The organism is Phenylobacterium deserti, assembly GCF_003254705.1.
Lineage (GTDB): Bacteria > Pseudomonadota > Alphaproteobacteria > Caulobacterales > Caulobacteraceae > Phenylobacterium > Phenylobacterium deserti.
The window spans coordinates 387,148-403,844 of the sequence record NZ_QFYR01000003.1; the positions used below are offsets into that span (position 1 = coordinate 387,148).

Sequence of the window (16,697 nt, forward strand, 5' to 3'; positions counted from 1 at the left end):
GCGTTGATGGCTCCATGACCAGAGCCGAGCCGAAACGATCCGGGGGCTGCGCCTGTGGCGCGGTGCGCTTCAAGACCTTCGGAGAACCGGTGCGCGGCGGCCTGTGCCACTGCATGACCTGCCGCAAGGCGCATGCTGCGGCGTTCAACCCGTTCCTGGTCTTCACGAGCGAGCAGGTCGAGATCCAAGGCGAGATGAAGGCTTGGGAAAGCTCGCCGGGCTACGTCCGCTGGTTCTGCCCGCAATGTGGCTCGCGCGTGGTCGGCGGCGCAGAAGGCGACCAGGAGATCTCGCTGGGCAGCTTCGACGAGCCTGGCCAGTTCGCGCCGCAGTACGAGAGCTGGGTCATCCGCAAGGAGCCCTGGATGCCGCAGGTGGCGGACATTCAGTTCGAGCAGAACCGGGTCCCTTAGGCCGCAAACCGTGGGGCGTAGAGTTCCTCAAACACCGGCGGGAGACTGTCGGGCAACCCGAGCAGCGGGCCCGACGACAGCAGCAGCACGGCCTCGGCGCCCGTCAGGGCGCTCAACGCACCGATCGCCTCTTGCGCCGAACGCACGCCCTGCACGGCAGCGCCCGTCGCAGCGGCGCGAGCCAAGATTTCCTCGTAGGTAGCTTGCTGGTGACTTGCAGCCCCGTGGGTCGGCGGCGGCGCGATCAACACCTTAGCCACGCCGGCGAACACCGTGTCGTACCAGCTCAATGCTTCGCGGCTGCGCCAGGAGAAGGTGTGGGGCTCGAAAACCACCGTGAGCGGGCGCTCAGGGTAGTGCAGCAGCATGGCGTCGATCGCCGACCGCGCCTTCTCGTAGGACGAGCCGAAGCCTTCGACCACCGGCACCACCGACGTGCGGGTCAGGCGATCCAGGCGCCGACGGATCCCACCGAAGCTTGCGACCGCATCCACCAACTGCGCCTCGCTGACCAGGCTGCGCTCCAGCAGATAGGCCGACACGCCTACGATGTTCTCGATGTTGTGCTCGCCCAGCAGGCTGGTCGCCATGGCGATGCGTCGTCCACCGGGGCCGATCAGGGTGAAGCGCGTCGTCTCGCCGAACACCACGCCTTCCGACCACCAACCGGCGCAGGGCTCGGTGTCGTACCAGACGATCCGGCTGCCCGCTTCGCCAGCGATCGCGCGGATCGCCGGATGGTCCCGCGCCACCAGCAGGCCGTCCGCAGGGATCAGGCGCAGCAGCTGGCGGAACGGCGCCTCGTAGTCCTCGAACGTCGGGAACACGTTGACGTGGTCATGCACCAGCGAGGTCAGCAGCACGTCGCGCGGATGGTACAGAACGAACTTCGAGCGCTTGTCGGCCGGCCCGACGATGTACTCGTCGCCTTCCAGCACCACCTCGGGCGCCGCGCCCCAATGGCCGGTCGCCGGCAAGGATGGAGAGATCGCGCCGATCATCCATCCAGCGTCGCGACCCGCTTCCTTCAGGACATGTGCGAGAAGGGCTGTGCAGGTGGACTTGCCGAAGGAGCCCGCCACCACCGTGTTCTGTCGGCTGGACGTCGCCTCGCCGACCAGCTCCGGGAAGGTGGTGATCCGAACGCCGCGCCGGCGCGCCTCGAGCACCTCCGGGTTGGCGTCGCCGCCGAGTTTCGCGCTGGCGCCCAGCACCAGCATATCGAGGCCGTCCGGCAAGTTCGCGGCGTCGAAGCTGCGGTGGAACGGGAAACCCAGGCCTTCCACATAGGTGGACATCGGCGGGAACACGTCCTCGTCGGAGCCCGAGACCTCGTGGCCGGCGTCACGCATCATCAAGGCGGCCGCGCTCATGCCCGCGCCGGCAATACCGGTGAAGTGGATGCGCATGGGGACCTCCGGCGAGTCGCGAAACCTCGTGAGTAGCCGATCGGTCAGTCTCGTCCAGCCCGGCGCGACAATGCGCCCGATCGGTAGCCTTAAGGGTTCGTTGGAACCGTTTACCGGCGTTAACCCCGCGTTTACCGACGCAAACGAGTCTGCCGTCGTCTTCCTTGAAGACACCCACCATCACAGACTTTTCCAAGCCCGGCGCTCGCGCCGGGCTCTTTTTTTCGTCCACAGCTTTTGACCCCTCGGGACGCTTGCATGCCCCGCACCGCTGGCGTATAGCCCCGCCCCTCGACGGCCTGATCCTCGGTAGCTCAGTTGGTAGAGCAGGCGGCTGTTAACCGCCGGGTCGCAGGTTCGAGTCCTGCCCGGGGAGCCATCGGCTCTCACCCGACCGTCGAAACCCCTCGCCTCAGCGAACTGTCTCCACGCCCTTCGGGGTGGGTGATAGGCTGCGCGCCTAGCCGTTCCGGAGAGCGCCATGGCCGAGCCGATCCGCATCCTTCTGCAGACGACCATCACCCCGACGGAAGACGACTGGCACATCGGTCGCTTCTCGATCTTGCGCGACTTCCTGAGCTCGCTTGATGGCGTCGAGGTGACAGCGCGCGATCGTGGGGCCGCGCCGGGGGAGACCGATCCGATTCTGGGCGCGATCGACGAGTCGAACTTCGATCAGCTCTGGCTGTTCGCCGTAGATGTCGGCGATGGGCTGAACAGCGACGAGTGCGCCGCCATCAGCCGTTTTCGCCGCAACGGACGCGGGCTGATGGTCACCCGTGACCACATGGATCTGGGCAGTTCGGTCTGCACCTTGGGCGGCGTCGGCGCGGCCCACTACTTCCACACCAAGAACCTCGACCCGGACGAGACCCGCCACGCGATCGACGATCCCTACACGACCTACATTTCCTGGCCGAACTACCACTCCGGCGCCAATGGCGACGCTCAAGTGGTAGAGGTGGTCGGCGAGCCCCACCCGCTGCTGCGACGGAACGGCCAGGTGATCACGCGCCTGCCGGCTCATCCGCACGAGGGGGCGGTGGATGCGCCCTCCGATGATCCCAGCGCCCGGGTGATCGCCACCGGGTGCAGCAAGGTCACGGGCCGCCCCTTCAACATCGCCGTCGCCTTCGAGGCGAGCGAAGCCGGCGGAAGGGCCGTGGCGCAGAGCACCTTCCACCATTTCGCCGACTACAACCTGGACCCGGACATGGGCTGCCCCAGCTTCGTCAGCGAGCCGCCGGGCGGCAGCTTGAAGCGCGACGAGGCTGCTATGGCGGACGTGCGCGCCTACCACAGCAACCTCGCCTATTGGCTGGCTGGCCGCCTCGCTCCCTAGCCGAAGGCCAGGGGATCAGGTCCCAACCGCCCGCTCGTGCTGTCGAGCTTGCGGATCGCCTGCATGTCCTCGTCGTCCAGGCTGAAGTCGAACACGTCGATGTTCTGGGCGATGCGTTCAGGGTTCACCGACTTGGGGATGACCACCAGCCCCTGATCGATGTGCCAGCGGATGATCACCTGGGCCGGCGTCTTGCCGTGCTTGGCTGCGATGGCCTCGAGCGTCTCATTCTCCAGCAGCGATCCCTGGCCAAGCGGGCTCCAGGACTCGGTGACGATCCCCATGCCCACGTGGATGGCGCGCTGGTCCGTCTGCTGGAAACGCGGGTGTAGCTCGATCTGGTTGAGAACGGGGGACACGCCAGTCTCGGCCACGATGCGCCGCAGGTGCTCGGGCATGAAGTTGGAGACGCCGATGGACCGGGCGCGCCCCTCCTCCTGCAGGCGGATCAGGGCGCGCCAGCTGTCTAGGTACTTGCCCTGCTTCGGAGCAGGCCAGTGGATGAGGTAGAGGTCCACATAGTCCATCTCCAGGCGCTTCAGGCTGGCTTCGAACGCCCAGAGCGCCTGGTCATAGCCCTGGTCGTCGTTCCACAGCTTAGTGGTGATGAACAGGTCCTCGCGTGGCACGTCCGCGCTGCGCACGCCCTCCCCCACAGCCGCCTCGTTCCGATAGATCATGGCGGTGTCGATCGAGCGGTAACCCGCCTGGATCGCGGTGCGCACCACCTGAGCGGTGAGGTCGGCGGGCGATTGCCAGACGCCCAGCCCAAGCTGCGGGATCGTGCGCCCATCACTCAGTGCAATCGAGGAAACCGACATCACCACACTCCTACGTTCGGCATAGAGGCCCAGGGCTCCTGCGGCGGCTGAGCGCCGTCCTTCTGCAGGAGCTCGATCGAGATGTTGTCCGGCGAGCGGATGAAAGCCATGCGCCCGTCCCGCGGGGGGCGGTTGATGATCACGCCCGCATCCTTGAGTCGCTGGCAGGTGGCGTAGATGTCATCGACCTCATAGGCCAGGTGCCCGAAGTTGCGGCCGCCCTGGTAGTCCTCGGGATCCCAGTTGTAGGTCAGCTCGACCAGGGGCGCCTTGTTCTGACGGGCTCGTTCCTCGTCACCCGGCGCGCAGAGAAAGACGAGCGTAAATCGCCCGCCGGGGTTCTCCGTCCGGGAGACCTCCGCAAGTCCGAGCTTGTTCACGTAGAAGTCGATCGACTGATCCAGGTCGCTCACCCGGACCATGGTGTGCAGGTATCTCACGAGCGATGGCGTCCCTTCTCTCTGGATTGATGTTCGGCAGGGCCGAACGGCGCTGCCTCAGCTCAGGGCAGGCGATGGGGCATAAACCGCCTGAAGGCCCCAACGGTCGCAATCTCATTTTGCCGTCTCGACCCTGAAAGGCGAAGATCGCCAGGTGATCCAGGACACCACCCCGCCTGCGAGCGAGCTGACCCACCGGCTGGCGCTGGAGGCCGACCTTCCAGAGCTTCAGGCGGTGATGGACGCCGCCATCGGCGAGCTGCAGCATGGCTTCCTTTCGCCCGAGCAGATCGAATCCAGCCGCGCGATCATGGGTCTCGACCGGCAACTCGTGGCCGACCGCACCTACTTCGTCGTCGAGGCGCAGGGGCGGATCGCCGGCTGCGGCGGCTGGAGCCGGCGCGCCACGCTGTACGGCGGCGATCACACGCCCGGGCGCGACGCGGCGCTTCTTGACCCTGCCCGCGAGCCGGCCCGGGTTCGGGCGATGTACACCCATCCCGACTTCGCCCGCCGCGGGGTCGGCCGGCTGATCCTGCGCCTGTGCGAACAGGCCGCCGCGGCCGAAGGATTCAGCCGGCTGGAGCTGATGGGCACGCTTTCCGGCGCACCGCTCTATGAGAGCTATGGCTTCCAGGCGATCGAGCGGATCGTCGACGCCCGCGGCGGCGCGCCGGTGCCGCTGCTGCGCATGGGCAAGCAGATCATCCGTCACGCCTGACGCGTCTGGCGGCGCCAGAGCGCGGCGTACTCGCCGCCCTTGGCCAGGAGCTCGGCGTGGGCGCCGCGCTCAACGATCCGTCCACGGCGCAGCACCAGGATCTGATCGGCGTCGACGATGGTCGATAGGCGGTGCGCGATGACCAGTGTCGTGCGCCCGGCCCGCGCCTTGCGAAGCGTCTCCTGGATCGCCGCCTCCGTCGGGCCATCGAGCGCGCTGGTGGCTTCGTCGAGGATCAGCACCCGAGGATCTGCCAGCAGGGCCCGGGCGATGCCGACGCGCTGGCGCTCGCCGCCGGACAGCTTCAGCCCCCGCTCGCCCACCAGGGTTTCCATGCCGTTCGGCAGGCTGTCGATGAAGCTCCCGAGTTCGGCGGCTTCGGCTGCGGCGCGAACCTGTTCGGGCGTGGCCTGCGGCCGGGCGAAGGCGATGTTCGCTTCCAGGGTGTCGTTGAAGAGCGCCACGTCCTGCGGGACGAGGGCGACGGCGCGGCGCAGCGCGTCCTGGCGCACCTCGCGCATGTCGACCCCATCGATCAGCACTCGACCCAACTGCGGGTCCAGCAGTCGCATGGCCAGGCGTACGGCCGTTGTCTTGCCGGCTCCAGACGGGCCGACCAACGCCACCGTGTGGCCGGGCGCGGCCTCGAAGCTGACGTCCTTGAGCCCGTTGGCGCGCGCGTCGTGCTGGAAGCTCACGTGATCGAAGGCGATGGACGCCCCCTGCCCGCTGGCCGGAGGAAGCTCGCGCGGACGCTCCGCCTCTACGATCTCCGGGCGGATTTCCGTGAGCCCGACCATCTGCTCCATGTCGATGAAGGCCTGACGGATCTCGCGATACTGGAAGCCCAGCATCCCCAAGGGGGCATAAAGGCCGCTCAGCAGGAAGATGGCGGTGGTGATGTCGCCGATCCGCAGCTCGCCCTGGCTGACCTGCACGCCCGCGAGCACCGTAAGGGCGGCCAGACCGACGTTGAGGATCAGGGCCTGAGCGCCGTTCAGCAGGTTGAGCGAGGTGTTGGCCCGCGAGCCGGCGTCCACATACTCGGCCATCGCCTCTTCGTAGTCGCGGACCATCCTGTCCTCGGCGCCGAAGGCCTTCAAGGTCTCGTAGTTCATGAGGGCCTCGACCGAGAGCCCGGCCACGCGGCTGTCGGCGGCGTTCAGCTCGCGCCGGTGAGACAACCGCCAGTCCGTGATCCGGAAGGTGACCACGGCGTAGATCACCAGGGTGGCGAAGCTCATCAGCGCGAACCGCCAGTCGAGGCGCAGCACCATGACCGCCATGGCCAGCAGGAGCTCGACCAGCGTCGGCCCCAGGCTGAAGATGAAGGAGCGGATCAGGAAGTCGGTGGAGCGCGCTCCGCGGTCGATGATCCGCGAGAGGGTTCCGCTCTGCTTGCCCTGGTGGAAATCGAGAGAGAGGTTCAGCGCGTGGGCGAAGCTCTCCACGGCCGCCCGGGCCATGGTGGATTGCGAGACGCGGGTGAAGATCGCGTCACGCGCGTAGGGCGCGCAGGCCGACAATAGGCGCAGGGCGGCAAAGCCGACCGCCAGGCCGACGAAGCCGGCGCCCAGCACCACGCCGCCTTGCGCGACAGGCGTCAGGGTGTTGATCGCGTCGCCGAGCAGGACGGGCGCGATCACGCCAGCCAACTTGCCGATGAACACCAGGATCAGGGCCGCGCCGATCCGCAGGCGGAGCTGCGGCGCACCCGACCTCATAACTAGCCGGCTCAGGTCGGCCAGCGAACTCCAGAGGTCGAACTTGGCGTCCTTGGGCGTCGCCGAACCTCCAGGCGGGAAGCGCCGCCCGGCGTGAGCGTGCATGTAGCTCAATCAGATCTCCGTCAGCCGGGCAGGATCGTCGACTGCACACCCCCGCCCGGGGTGAGCCAGTCCAGTTGCAGCCCGCTGGGGCTGAACTGGCTACGCAGGGGGCCTTCGGCAAGAGGCGGGGCCCGTGCAAGGTCCACCTCCAGGGTCTGGGCGACCCCGTCGCTCACCACCTCGAACCGGCGGCGGCCGGCGGGGGTCGGCAAGGCGATGCTGTAGCGGCCCTCCTCATCGGCGCGGCCGTCGGTGGCGTGGCGGCCGTCCACGCGCACGGCCAGCAAGGCGTTGGGCGGCGCGCGTCCGGACAGCACGGTTGCGCCCTGGCCGTCGAAGTCCACCGCCCCGATGCGCAGCCGGCTGGGTTGATCGAGCCGCTGCGCCCCGACGCCTGCGCGCAGAAGCGCCGCCTGCCCGTTTGGCGCCACGACCACATAGCCCGGCGCCTGCGTGCGACGCTCGCCCACCCGCATGGACAGGCCGAAGATGCGCGGGCGGCCGGCGGGGGGAAGCACGATCCGCCAACGCCCTTCGGCATCGGCCTTGACCTGCAGCGCCTCGCCGGTGGGGCTTGCGAGCCGGACCTCCGCGCGAGGCGCAGCCTCCCCGGCCAGCTGCGCCTGGCCGCCTTCCAGCCGCGCCTCGGCGACCACCGGCGGCGCCAGATAGCCGCTGGCGTCCCCCTCACTCGCCCCGTCGCCTCCGCGGCACGCCGCCGTCGCAAGCAGCAGGACGAGGGCCAGATGAACTCTCGAGCGCTGCACCGGTCGGTTGAAACTCCTTGATCCTGGTGTAGCTAATCGGCCCTGCCCGCTGCGCCGGCAAGCGGCCGCGGGCGCACTGGAGCTTCCCACATGGCGCCTTCCTTCTCGCATCTGGATTCGGTCTGCGTCTTCTGCGGCTCGTCCGATGCGACCGATCCCGCCTTCCTCAGCGCCGCGGGCGAGTTCGGGGCCGCCCTGGCGAGTGAGGGGCTGCGACTGGTCTACGGCGGGGGCGGCGTGGGACTGATGGGCGCCTGCGCCCGCGCCGCGCATGAAGCCGGAGGCGAGGTGCTGGGGATCATCCCCGAGTTCCTGGTCAGCCGCGAGCGCGCCTATGACGCCGTGGAGACGGTGGTCGTCGGCAACATGCACGAGCGCAAGATGATGATGTACGAGCGCTCCGACGCCTTCGTGATCCTGCCGGGGGGCGTCGGCACCCTGGAGGAAGTGGTCGAACTGCTCTCCTGGCGCCGGCTCGACCTGCACGCCAAACCGGTGGTCTTCTACAGCCCCGACGGCTTCTGGGAGCCGCTGTTCGCCCTGTTCCGCCACACGGTGGAGGCGAAGCTGACCCCGCCCGAGTTCATGGACTACTGGCATGCCGTCTCCCGCGTGGAGGACATCGTGCCGGCGCTTCGCGCGATGCCGGCCGCAAGCGACGAAGCGCCCTCCATCATCGACCTCGTCTAGACCGCCGTCTCGGCGAGCGGCGCGTAGCGTGCGATCGCCGGATCTTCGGCCACGCAGGCAACAAGCCAATCCCGGAATTCGGCGATCTTGCGGGTGCGCCGGCGCTCCTTCGGGTAGGCCAGCCAGTAGCCGCCACGGAAGGTGACGCAGGTTTCGAAGGGCTGCACCAGACGTCCGGCGGCCAGCTCGCGGGCGAACAGGATGGGCGATCCCAGCGCGACACCGCCGTCAGCCAAGGCGGCGGCCACCTCCAGCGCCTGGAAGTCGGCCTGCATCACGAGGCGCGCTTCGGTCTCGGGCGGCGGCACGCCGGCGGCCTTGAACCAGGCGTTCCATTCCACCGCTTCGCCGATGCGGGTGGCTTCCAGCAGCACCTCAGGCGCGGGCGCCCCGCTGAGCTGGGCTGCGACCTCGGGCGTGCATAGGGGGGTCAGGATGGATGGGAACAGGCGGATGCTCTCCAGCCCGTCCCACTCACCAGAGCCGAGACGCAGAGCGACGTCGGCCTCACCGCGAACGAGGTCCAGGGTCTTCACCGCGGTGTCGAGCCGGACGGCGATGTCCGGGTGCTTGAGCTGGAAAGCGCCCAGGCGCGGGGCCAGCCACTGGGTCGCGAGGGTGGCGACGCTGGTCACCGCGAGGACGCCGCCGGTGGAGGTGCTGAGGTCCTCGAGGGCGGTGCGCAGGACGCTCATCGCCTCGGAGGCCGCGCGGGCCAGCCGCTCGCCGGCGGGCGTGAGCGCCACCTCCCGGGGCAAGCGGCGGAACAGGTGCTGATCGAGCCGCTTCTCCAGCGCCTTCACCTGCCAGCTGACGGCGGCCTGGGTCATGCCGAGCTCCTGCGCGGCGCGGGTGAAGCTGCCCAGACGGGCGGCGGCTTCGAACACCCGGATGGCGCTCAGCGGAATGGCGGACAACAGCCCCGACATAAGTGCAGCTTATCCATCCAGCAGGAGAACACGTTTGAGCGATCGTCGGTATGCGGCGAAACCCTCTAGCAGAAGCTTAGCACGGGAGCTCGCGATGGAAGAGCCGCACCGGATCGATTCAAATCCGCCTTATGGCTGGGTGCTGGTGGCGGGCGCCGCATGGCGGATGCTGGCGCGCTGGCTGGACGCGCGCCGGGCGGCGCGCACCAAGCCCGGACGCTGGATGGCGTTCCGCTAGGGGACGTTGGCCTCCAGCTCTTCGAGCCACACCTTGGCCGTGCCGTCGGAGGGCGCCCGCCAGTCGCCCCGCGGCGACAGGTTGCCGCCGGACACCACCTTTGGCCCGTTGGGCATGGCCGAGCGCTTGAACTGGCTGATCTCGAAGAAGCGGAAGAGGAACAGCTTCAGCCACGTCTTGATCTGCGCCAAGTCGTAGGCGTTGCGGATCTCGTCTGGGAAGTGGGGCGGCCACTCGCCCTCCTCCACGTCGCGCCAGGCGTGCCAGGCCAGGAAGGCCACCTTGGAGGGCCGCAGCCCGTAGCGAGTGATGTAGTAGAGGTTAAAGTCCTGCAGCTCGTAGGGGCCGATCTTCGCCTGAGTGCTCTGGATCTGGCCGGTCGAGTCGGCGGGCACCAGCTCGGGCGAGATCTCCGTGCCGAGCACGCCCAGCAGGGTCTGCGACGCGGTCTGGTCGAACTGACCGGTGTTGGCCACCCAGCGGATCAAGTGCTGGATCAAGGTCTTCGGCACCGAGCCGTTGACGTTGTAGTGGCTCATCTGATCGCCGACGCCGTAGGTGCACCAGCCCAGGGCCAGTTCTGACAGATCGCCGGTGCCGAGCACAAAGCCGTGGTTCTGGTTGGCCAGCCGGAAGAGGTAGTCGGTGCGAAGGCCGGCCTGCACGTTCTCGAACGTAACGTCGTAGACGGGCTCGCCGCCGGCGAAGGGGTGACCGATGTCGGCCAGCATCTGCCGGGCGGTCGGCTTGATGTCGATCTCGCGGCCGGTGATCCCCAGGGCGTTCATCAGGGCCCAAGCGTTCGACTTGGTGCCCTCGCTGGTGGCGAAGCCCGGCATGGTGAAGCCGAGGATGTCCGAACGCGGCTTGCCGAGCAGATCGAACGCCTTGGCGGCGACGATCAGGGCATGGGTGGAGTCGAGGCCGCCGGACACGCCGATGACGATGTGCTGGCTCCTGGTGAACTGAAGCCGCTTCACCAGGCCCTGAACCTGGATGTTGAAGGCCTCGTAGCAGTCCCGATCCAGGCGGGCCGGATCGTCCGGCACGTAGGGGAAGCGATCGATCGCCCGCAGAAGGCCCACATCCTGGAAGTGCGGTCGATGCTCGAAGAAGATGCGGCGATAGCGCCGCTCGGGCCGATCGGCGGCGACGGCGGCGTTGTTGAAAGTCGGCGTGCGCAGGCGCTCCAGGCGCAGCCGCTCGACGTCGATGTCGGCAAGGGCCATCTGCGCCTGGGTGGGGAAGCGATCGGTCTGGGCGAGCCTGCGGCCCATCTCGTGAATGCTGGCCTGTCCGTCCCAAGCCAGGTCCGTCGTGCTCTCGCCCGGGCCGGCCGCGGAATAGAGGTAGGCCGCCGAGCAGCGCGACGACTGGGAGGCGCACAACAGCTCGCGCTCGTCGGCCTTGCCGATCACGATGTTGGACGCCGACAGGTTGCAAAGGATCAGCGCGCCGGCCAGGGCGGCCATCGAAGACGGCGGGGTCGCCGTCCAGAAGTCCTCGCAGATCTCGGTGTGGAAAATGAAGTCGGACAGGTCCGAGGCTTCGTAGATCAGGTCCGTGCCAAACGGCACGACCTGGCCCGCGTAGCGTGTTTCAAGGCCAGTGACGCCGAAGCCGGGTGTGAACCAGCGGTTCTCGTAATACTCGCGGTAGTTCGGCAGAAAGCTCTTGGGCGTGATGCCGAGGATGCGCCCCTTGGAAATGACCACCGCGCAATTGTAGAGCGCCCCGTTATGCGGCACCGGCGCGCCGACGATCAGCACCGGGTTGAGATCGCGGCTGGCCTCGACCAGCCCCGCGATCTCCGTTTCCACCCGGCGCAGAAGCGCGTCCTGGAGGAAGAGGTCGTCGATGGCGTAGGCGGAGATGCCGAGCTCTGGGAACAGCATCAGGTCGACGCCGCGGGCGTGGCCTTCACGCGCCAGGGCCAGGGTCTCGGCGGCGTTGAAGCCCGGATCGCCAGGAAGGACCTTGGGGGTGCAGGCCGCCACCCGCACGAAGCCGTGGGTGTGGATCGCGTGGAACGAGGTCGCGGTCATAGGGCTCATGTAGCGTGGCCGGGGCTTGGGAGCAAAAGCCAACGGTCCGAACGCGGGGGTGTTCCGACATGATGAGCCGCCGCTCGCCCGGTCGGGCGAGACGGTCGGCAGGCGCAGAGAGCTGAAAAGGTGATGTGGACGCCAGGGCGAGAGCGCGCACCAGCTTCAGGCTGGCGCAGCCCGCTCCGCCCGCTGCGGCCGCGCCAACGGCTTCAGCTTGGAAGGCGCCGCCGAGTGGAAGCGGCTCAGGAAGTGAGTGACCTGGGTCTCGACCGGCGTGGCGAGGAAGCTCTTTGGATCGGCCGCAGCGGCGTTCTCCAACTCCTGCTCCAGGTGCTCGCAAAGAAGCTCTTCGGCGCAATCGTCTTCGCCCGCCAGATCGACGTCCAGCGGCTCGCTTTCTCGCCAGGCCAGGGCCCGAAGCTGGTCGGCCAGCAGGCGCTTGCGGGCGTCCACCGCCTGGGGATCCACCTCCCCGCTCTCCCGCGCCTGACGCTGGGCGCGCGCCGCGTCGCGCTCCAGCCTCTGCTCGAGCGCGATAGCCTGGCGCAAGGAGCGTCCAACCGTGTGGAAGGCGCGGGCGAGATCGGCCGCCTCGGCGGCGTCGTCCGCCGCCAGGGCGCGATCAGCCAGGTTCTCAGCCAGCCGCGCAGCACGTTCCGCGAAGGCGGCGAGCAGCCGGCCGTGGCGTTCGGTCATGGCGAGGTTCGCGGACATGAACACAACAAGAACATGGCTGCGGAAGATGGGCAATTTTTTCAGACCCCGATCCCGCCGCAGAACCCGGAACATTGTTATCTCTGACCGCGTGTGTTCAGCTGAAGCTCCAGAACGGGAGGCCGGCTATGGCGATCGCAACCACCCTCAACGAATGGCGCCCCCAGATGCTGAGCATCCTGCGGATCATGACCGGCCTGCTGTTCCTGGAGCACGGGACGCAGAAGCTGCTCGGCTTTCCGCCGGGCGGCCAGGGCGGCGCGGAGCCGTTCAGCCTGATCTGGTGGTCGGGGCCGATCGAGCTGGTCGCCGGCGCGCTGATCACGTTGGGCCTGCTGACCCGCGCGGCGGCGTTCCTCGCCTCGGGCATGTGCGCGTTCGCCTACTTCATCGCCCACGCGCCGCAGGACCCCTTCCCCGTGAACAATTCCGGCGATGGGGCGATCCTCTACTGCTTCGTGTTCCTCTACCTGGTGTTCGCGGGCCCTGGCCCCTGGAGCCTCGATGCGCTGAGAGGGCGGCCTCGCCGAACGGCGGGCTAACCGGATCGGAACCCACACCGTAGGCCAGAGTTTCGACGTGGCGCGTCACCCGCCAAGGGTATGGGCGGCGCGTCGTTGCGGCCTGCGGCGACTGCCGGGCGGTCGGACTCGTGGGTTGAGGAGGGACATGGGTTGCGAGCGATCTTGAGCCAGAGGGCCACAACAGGGCTCCACCTTCTCTACGTGGTGCTGGTCTCCTGCGCGGCGCCCCTGTTTCTGGGCGGGCTGCTGAGCGACATCGCCTATGCGCGCACTTACGAGATCCAGTGGCTGAACTTCGCAGACTGGCTGATCGCCGGCGCCATGGTGTTCACCGGCGTGGCGTTGGCCTGGTCCTTGGTGGAGGTCGTGCTGGACCGCGGGCGCAGCCGCGCCGGCCTGATCGGCCTCGGCATCCTGGTCGCAACCTTCTTGGTCGGGCTGCTGAACTCCCTCACCCACGCCCGTGACGCCTGGGGCACGATGCCCGCTGGGCTGATCCTGTCGCTTGTCACCACTGCGCTGGCGATCGCGGCGATCTGGTTCGCCGTAGCACAGGCCCGCACGGGAGCGGTGCAATGAGGAACCTTCGCCTGCTTCCGCTCGTCGCGACCGCCGCCCTGCTCACCGCTTGCGGCGGGGGTGAAGAGGCGCAGCACTACGGCCCGAACCCCACTCTGCCGGAACCGGAGCGTGGGCTCCTGCCCAGCATGAAGATCTCCGAGCCGGGCCCGTGGGGCCAGCAGCGCCCCCTCGTGCCGGCCGGCTACACGGTCACGGCGATCGCCACCAACCTGGCGATCCCGCGGCAGACCCTGGTGCTGCCCAACGGCGACATCCTGGTGGCGGAAGGCCGGGGCGGACACGCTCCAAAGCTGCGCCCGAAGGACATCATCGCCGGGATGATCAAGTCCAAGGGCACCACGTCCGTGAAGAGCGGCAACCGGCTGACCCTGCTGCGCGACGCCAACGGCGACGGGGTCTATGAGCTGCGCACCGTGTTCGCCGACAAGCTGGACGCGCCCTACGGGCTCGCGCTGGTGGGCGACCAGCTCTACGTGGCCAACCAGGGCGCGCTGGTCCGGTTCGCCTATACGCCGGGCCAGACCCAGGCAGGCGCCCCGCCGGTCAAAGTCACGGACCTGCCCAGCCACATCAACCACCACTGGACCAAGTCGCTGGCGGCCAGCCCTGACGGCCGGTTCCTGTATGTGGGCATCGGCTCCAACAGCAACATCACTGAGCGCGGCATGCCGGCCGAGGCCGACCGGGCGATGGTCTGGCAGATCGACGCGGCCAGCGGAGCGCACCGCCCGTTCGCAACCGGCCTGCGCAACCCGACGGCTCTGGCGATCCAGCCGGGCACCGGGCAGCTGTGGGCGGTGGTCAACGAGCGGGACGAGTTGGGCCCGAACCTGGTGCCCGACTACCTGACCTTTGTCCGCGATGGCGGCTTCTACGGCTGGCCCTACAGCTACTGGGGCCAGAACGTGGACAACCGGGTGCGGCCGCAGGATCCGCAAAAGGTCGCCACCGCCATCCGGCCCGACTACAGCCTGGGGGCGCATGTCGCCGCCCTGGGCGTGGCGTTCTCCAACCCGGCCATGGGCGCAGCCTTCGCCGACGGGGTCTTCGTCGGCGAGCACGGCAGCTGGAACCGCTCGCAGCCGTCCGGCTACAAGGTGGTGTTCGTGCCGTTCCAGAACGGCCGCCCCGCCGGGCCGCCCAGGGATGTGGTCACCGGGTTTCTGGGCGCCGACGGGAAGGCACGGGGCCGGCCGGTTGGCGTGACCGTCGATCCGCGCGGCGCCCTTATCGTCGCGGACGACCTGTCCAACACCATCTGGCGCGTGACGCCGCCGAGGCCGGCAGGCGCCTGACGGGCGCGCCGCAGCGACCTTTCGGAGGCTGCGCACAAGCCTCCGAAAGGGCTCCGAACAACTCTGCATCCGGCGGGAACCTTGGCCATGCACCCAAGGTTGACCTTGGCTGTTCGAAGCTTGGCTGGGAGGTGTGCGTTGCTGGAAGACCCACAAAGACAGGCGGCCGTGCGGGCTGCTCCGGGCGCGTCGATGCGATCGGTGATTTTCGATGGCTGCTTCGGCGCCCTGCACCGACCGGCGCCGCACCTGGATCGGGGAGTCGTTGTGGTGCTGTGCCCGCCGGTTGGCGGTGAAGCGCGGCGGGCCTACCGGCCGCTGTGGCTGCTGGCCGGGATGCTGGTGCGCCAGGGCGTGTCGGTGCTGCGCTACGACCATCCGGGAACAGGCGATTCCGCGCCGCTCCCACCGGACGCCGACCAGTGGAGCCATTGGCTGGCGGGCGTGAAGAGCGCGGCCGCCTTTGCGCGCACCGCGACGGGGGCGGCCAACCTGGTGCTGGGCGGCCTGCGCCTGGGGGCCAGCCTGGCGGCCGCCGCAGCAGCGGAGGTCCGGCCAGAAGGGCTGTTGCTGCTGGCCCCGATCGTCACGGGACGGGGCTGGGTCCGTGAGCTGCAGCTGGCGATCCGGGTGACCGGCGGCGAGCCCACCGAACGCCCCGGGCTGGAGCTGGACGGCCTGCACCTGACGGAGGCCTCGATCCGCAGCCTGCAGAACATGGACCTGCGGGGGCTCAAAGCTCTGGCGCCCCAGGCGCTGGTGGCGACACGGGATGCCGGTGTCGGGCCGCTGGCCGGGATCGCCGCCAATGTGGAGCACGCCGCGTTCGAAGGCTACGAGGCGCTGTTCCGGGAAGCCCACGTCAACGAGACGCCCGAGGCCCTGTTCGCGCAGGCGGCCGAATGGGCCGGCGAGAGCTTCCCTCGCCTGCGGCCGGCGCCGGTAGCCCGGGAGACATCCTTGGCAGCCCTGACGGGAGCCGGATGGTGCGAGCAGCCGGTCGCCTTCGGCCGCGGCCTGCGAGGCGTGCTGTGCCGCCCGACGGGCGAAGCGCGGCAGACGGCGGTGGTGTTCTGCAACACGGGCGCGGATCCGCGCGCCGGCATTGGCGACTTCGGCACGGAAGCGGCGCGGCGGCTGGCGGCCAGCGGGGTCACCAGCTTGCGGTTCGACTTCGCGGGGCTGGGCGAAAGCGACAGTGCGGGTCCGACGTGGCGGAGCCACGTGTTCGAGGACAGCCGGGTCGGTGATCTGCAGGCCGCCGCGGACCTCCTGCGCAGCTGCGGCCACCCGGAGGTGATGCTGAGCGGCGTCTGCTCGGGCGCCTACCATGCGCTGCAGGCGGCGATGGCGGACAGCCGGCTGGGCAAGGTGCTGCTGGTCAATCCGCGGCTGGTCTGGCGGGAGGGCTACCGGCTGACCAGCGCCGGACAGACCACGGTGGAGCCGCGGCGCATGCGCCTGCGGAGCCTGGCGAGCTCCAGCGCCTGGCGCAAACTGCTGAGCGGCCAGGTGGCGGCCGGCAGCGCGGTTCGCCTGCTGACAACCCGCATCACCACCGCCCTAGGTCTCTACCGGCCGACGCCGGAAGGGCGGCTGGTGCGCGACGGCGTGCGCCGTCTGTCGAGGGCCGGCGGTCAGGTGCAGATCCTGGTGGGCGTGCACGACGAGTACCTGGACGAACTGGAAGGCAACTTCGGCCGGGCGGGCCGCTGGCTGTCGCGGCGCAAGGGCGTGACGGTCACCTTCCGCGAGGACGTCGACCACGCGCTGTTCTCCCCGCAGAGCCGTTCGGTGGTGGTCGAGACCATGTTGCGGCTGCTGGGCGCCGGGACGGAGACGCCGCGTCGGCCGGAGCCTGCGATTCGGCCGGCCAGCCTGTCGCCGCAGCCCGCCGCGGCGCTGGCGACCTAACGCCCCTGCCCTGGCGAGCCG

The 16,697-nt window shown here is 68.9% G+C and carries 17 protein-coding genes and 1 tRNA gene; 10 read left to right on the top strand and 8 right to left on the bottom strand.

Annotated elements, in window-relative coordinates; genetic code table 11:
* Positions 1-14: 14 nt before the first annotated feature.
* The gene (locus tag DJ018_RS14405; RefSeq protein WP_111515647.1) at positions 15-413 is read left to right on the top strand and encodes a GFA family protein; all 399 of its coding nucleotides are present in this window, start codon (positions 15-17) and stop codon (positions 411-413) included.
* On the opposite strand, the gene DJ018_RS14410 is transcribed toward DJ018_RS14405, so the two are convergent.
* Positions 410-1,822, bottom strand: a complete 1,413-nt coding sequence (locus DJ018_RS14410; protein ID WP_111515648.1) for a Mur ligase family protein — start codon at positions 1,820-1,822, stop codon at positions 410-412. The genes DJ018_RS14405 and DJ018_RS14410 overlap by 4 nt on opposite strands.
* Positions 1,823-2,125: 303 nt before the next feature.
* Here DJ018_RS14410 and DJ018_RS14415 point away from each other — a divergent pair.
* Both DJ018_RS14415 and DJ018_RS14420 read left to right on the top strand, forming a co-directional pair.
* Positions 2,126-2,201 (top strand) — tRNA-Asn (locus DJ018_RS14415).
* A gap of 102 nt (positions 2,202-2,303) precedes the next feature.
* Positions 2,304-3,164 (top strand): hypothetical protein, encoded by an 861-nt coding sequence (locus tag DJ018_RS14420; RefSeq protein WP_111515649.1) that lies wholly within the window; start codon positions 2,304-2,306, stop codon positions 3,162-3,164.
* On the opposite strand, the gene DJ018_RS14425 is transcribed toward DJ018_RS14420, so the two are convergent.
* Both DJ018_RS14425 and DJ018_RS14430 read right to left on the bottom strand, forming a co-directional pair.
* Entirely contained in the window at positions 3,161-3,985 is an 825-nt protein-coding gene (locus DJ018_RS14425) for an aldo/keto reductase (protein ID WP_205853776.1), read from the bottom strand. The genes DJ018_RS14420 and DJ018_RS14425 overlap by 4 nt on opposite strands.
* Entirely contained in the window at positions 3,985-4,425 is a 441-nt protein-coding gene (locus tag DJ018_RS14430) for a VOC family protein (RefSeq protein WP_111515650.1), read from the bottom strand. The genes DJ018_RS14425 and DJ018_RS14430 overlap by 1 nt, the downstream gene beginning before the upstream one ends.
* A 154-nt stretch (positions 4,426-4,579) precedes the next feature.
* Here DJ018_RS14430 and DJ018_RS14435 point away from each other — a divergent pair, with 154 nt between their 5' ends.
* Positions 4,580-5,146 (top strand): GNAT family N-acetyltransferase, encoded by a 567-nt coding sequence (locus DJ018_RS14435; RefSeq protein ID WP_420849522.1) that lies wholly within the window; start codon positions 4,580-4,582, stop codon positions 5,144-5,146.
* Here DJ018_RS14435 and DJ018_RS14440 read toward each other — a convergent pair.
* On the bottom strand, positions 5,137-6,975 hold the full coding sequence (locus DJ018_RS14440) for an ABCB family ABC transporter ATP-binding protein/permease (RefSeq protein WP_111515763.1): 1,839 nt from the start codon (positions 6,973-6,975) through the stop codon (positions 5,137-5,139). The genes DJ018_RS14435 and DJ018_RS14440 overlap by 10 nt on opposite strands.
* A 20-nt stretch (positions 6,976-6,995) precedes the next feature.
* Positions 6,996-7,742, bottom strand: coding sequence for a hypothetical protein (locus DJ018_RS14445; protein ID WP_111515651.1), 747 nt, complete (start codon positions 7,740-7,742; stop codon positions 6,996-6,998).
* Between the two features lie 90 nt (positions 7,743-7,832).
* Between DJ018_RS14445 and DJ018_RS14450 the strand changes: the two genes are divergently transcribed.
* The gene (locus DJ018_RS14450; RefSeq protein ID WP_111515652.1) at positions 7,833-8,432 is read left to right on the top strand and encodes an LOG family protein; all 600 of its coding nucleotides are present in this window, start codon (positions 7,833-7,835) and stop codon (positions 8,430-8,432) included.
* Here DJ018_RS14450 and DJ018_RS14455 read toward each other — a convergent pair.
* The gene (locus DJ018_RS14455; protein WP_111515653.1) at positions 8,429-9,361 is read right to left on the bottom strand and encodes a LysR substrate-binding domain-containing protein; all 933 of its coding nucleotides are present in this window, start codon (positions 9,359-9,361) and stop codon (positions 8,429-8,431) included. The two genes, DJ018_RS14450 and DJ018_RS14455, sit on opposite strands and share 4 nt — an antisense overlap.
* Positions 9,362-9,455: 94 nt before the next feature.
* Between DJ018_RS14455 and DJ018_RS19245 the strand changes: the two genes are divergently transcribed.
* Positions 9,456-9,599 (top strand): hypothetical protein, encoded by a 144-nt coding sequence (locus tag DJ018_RS19245; protein ID WP_165842930.1) that lies wholly within the window; start codon positions 9,456-9,458, stop codon positions 9,597-9,599.
* On the opposite strand, the gene DJ018_RS14460 is transcribed toward DJ018_RS19245, so the two are convergent.
* Positions 9,596-11,644: an NAD(+) synthase gene (locus DJ018_RS14460; RefSeq protein WP_111515654.1), complete on the bottom strand. Its 2,049-nt coding sequence runs from the start codon at positions 11,642-11,644 to the stop codon at positions 9,596-9,598. The genes DJ018_RS19245 and DJ018_RS14460 overlap by 4 nt on opposite strands.
* A 165-nt stretch (positions 11,645-11,809) precedes the next feature.
* Positions 11,810-12,361, bottom strand: coding sequence for a hypothetical protein (locus DJ018_RS14465; protein ID WP_165842931.1), 552 nt, complete (start codon positions 12,359-12,361; stop codon positions 11,810-11,812).
* A gap of 128 nt (positions 12,362-12,489) precedes the next feature.
* Here DJ018_RS14465 and DJ018_RS14470 point away from each other — a divergent pair, with 128 nt between their 5' ends.
* From DJ018_RS14470 to DJ018_RS14485, 4 genes are all read left to right on the top strand, one after another.
* The gene (locus DJ018_RS14470; RefSeq protein WP_111515656.1) at positions 12,490-12,903 is read left to right on the top strand and encodes a DoxX family protein; all 414 of its coding nucleotides are present in this window, start codon (positions 12,490-12,492) and stop codon (positions 12,901-12,903) included.
* A gap of 144 nt (positions 12,904-13,047) precedes the next feature.
* A complete protein-coding gene (locus DJ018_RS14475; RefSeq protein WP_205853777.1) occupies positions 13,048-13,464 on the top strand; it encodes a DUF2231 domain-containing protein in 417 nt (138 codons plus the stop codon).
* Positions 13,461-14,762 carry a PQQ-dependent sugar dehydrogenase gene (locus DJ018_RS14480; RefSeq protein ID WP_111515658.1) on the top strand — a complete coding sequence of 434 codons (1,302 nt, stop codon included), beginning with the start codon at positions 13,461-13,463 and terminating at the stop codon, positions 14,760-14,762. Before DJ018_RS14475 ends, DJ018_RS14480 begins: the two co-directional genes overlap by 4 nt.
* A 192-nt stretch (positions 14,763-14,954) precedes the next feature.
* Entirely contained in the window at positions 14,955-16,676 is a 1,722-nt protein-coding gene (locus DJ018_RS14485) for an alpha/beta fold hydrolase (protein WP_165842932.1), read from the top strand.
* Positions 16,677-16,697 lie beyond the last annotated feature (21 nt).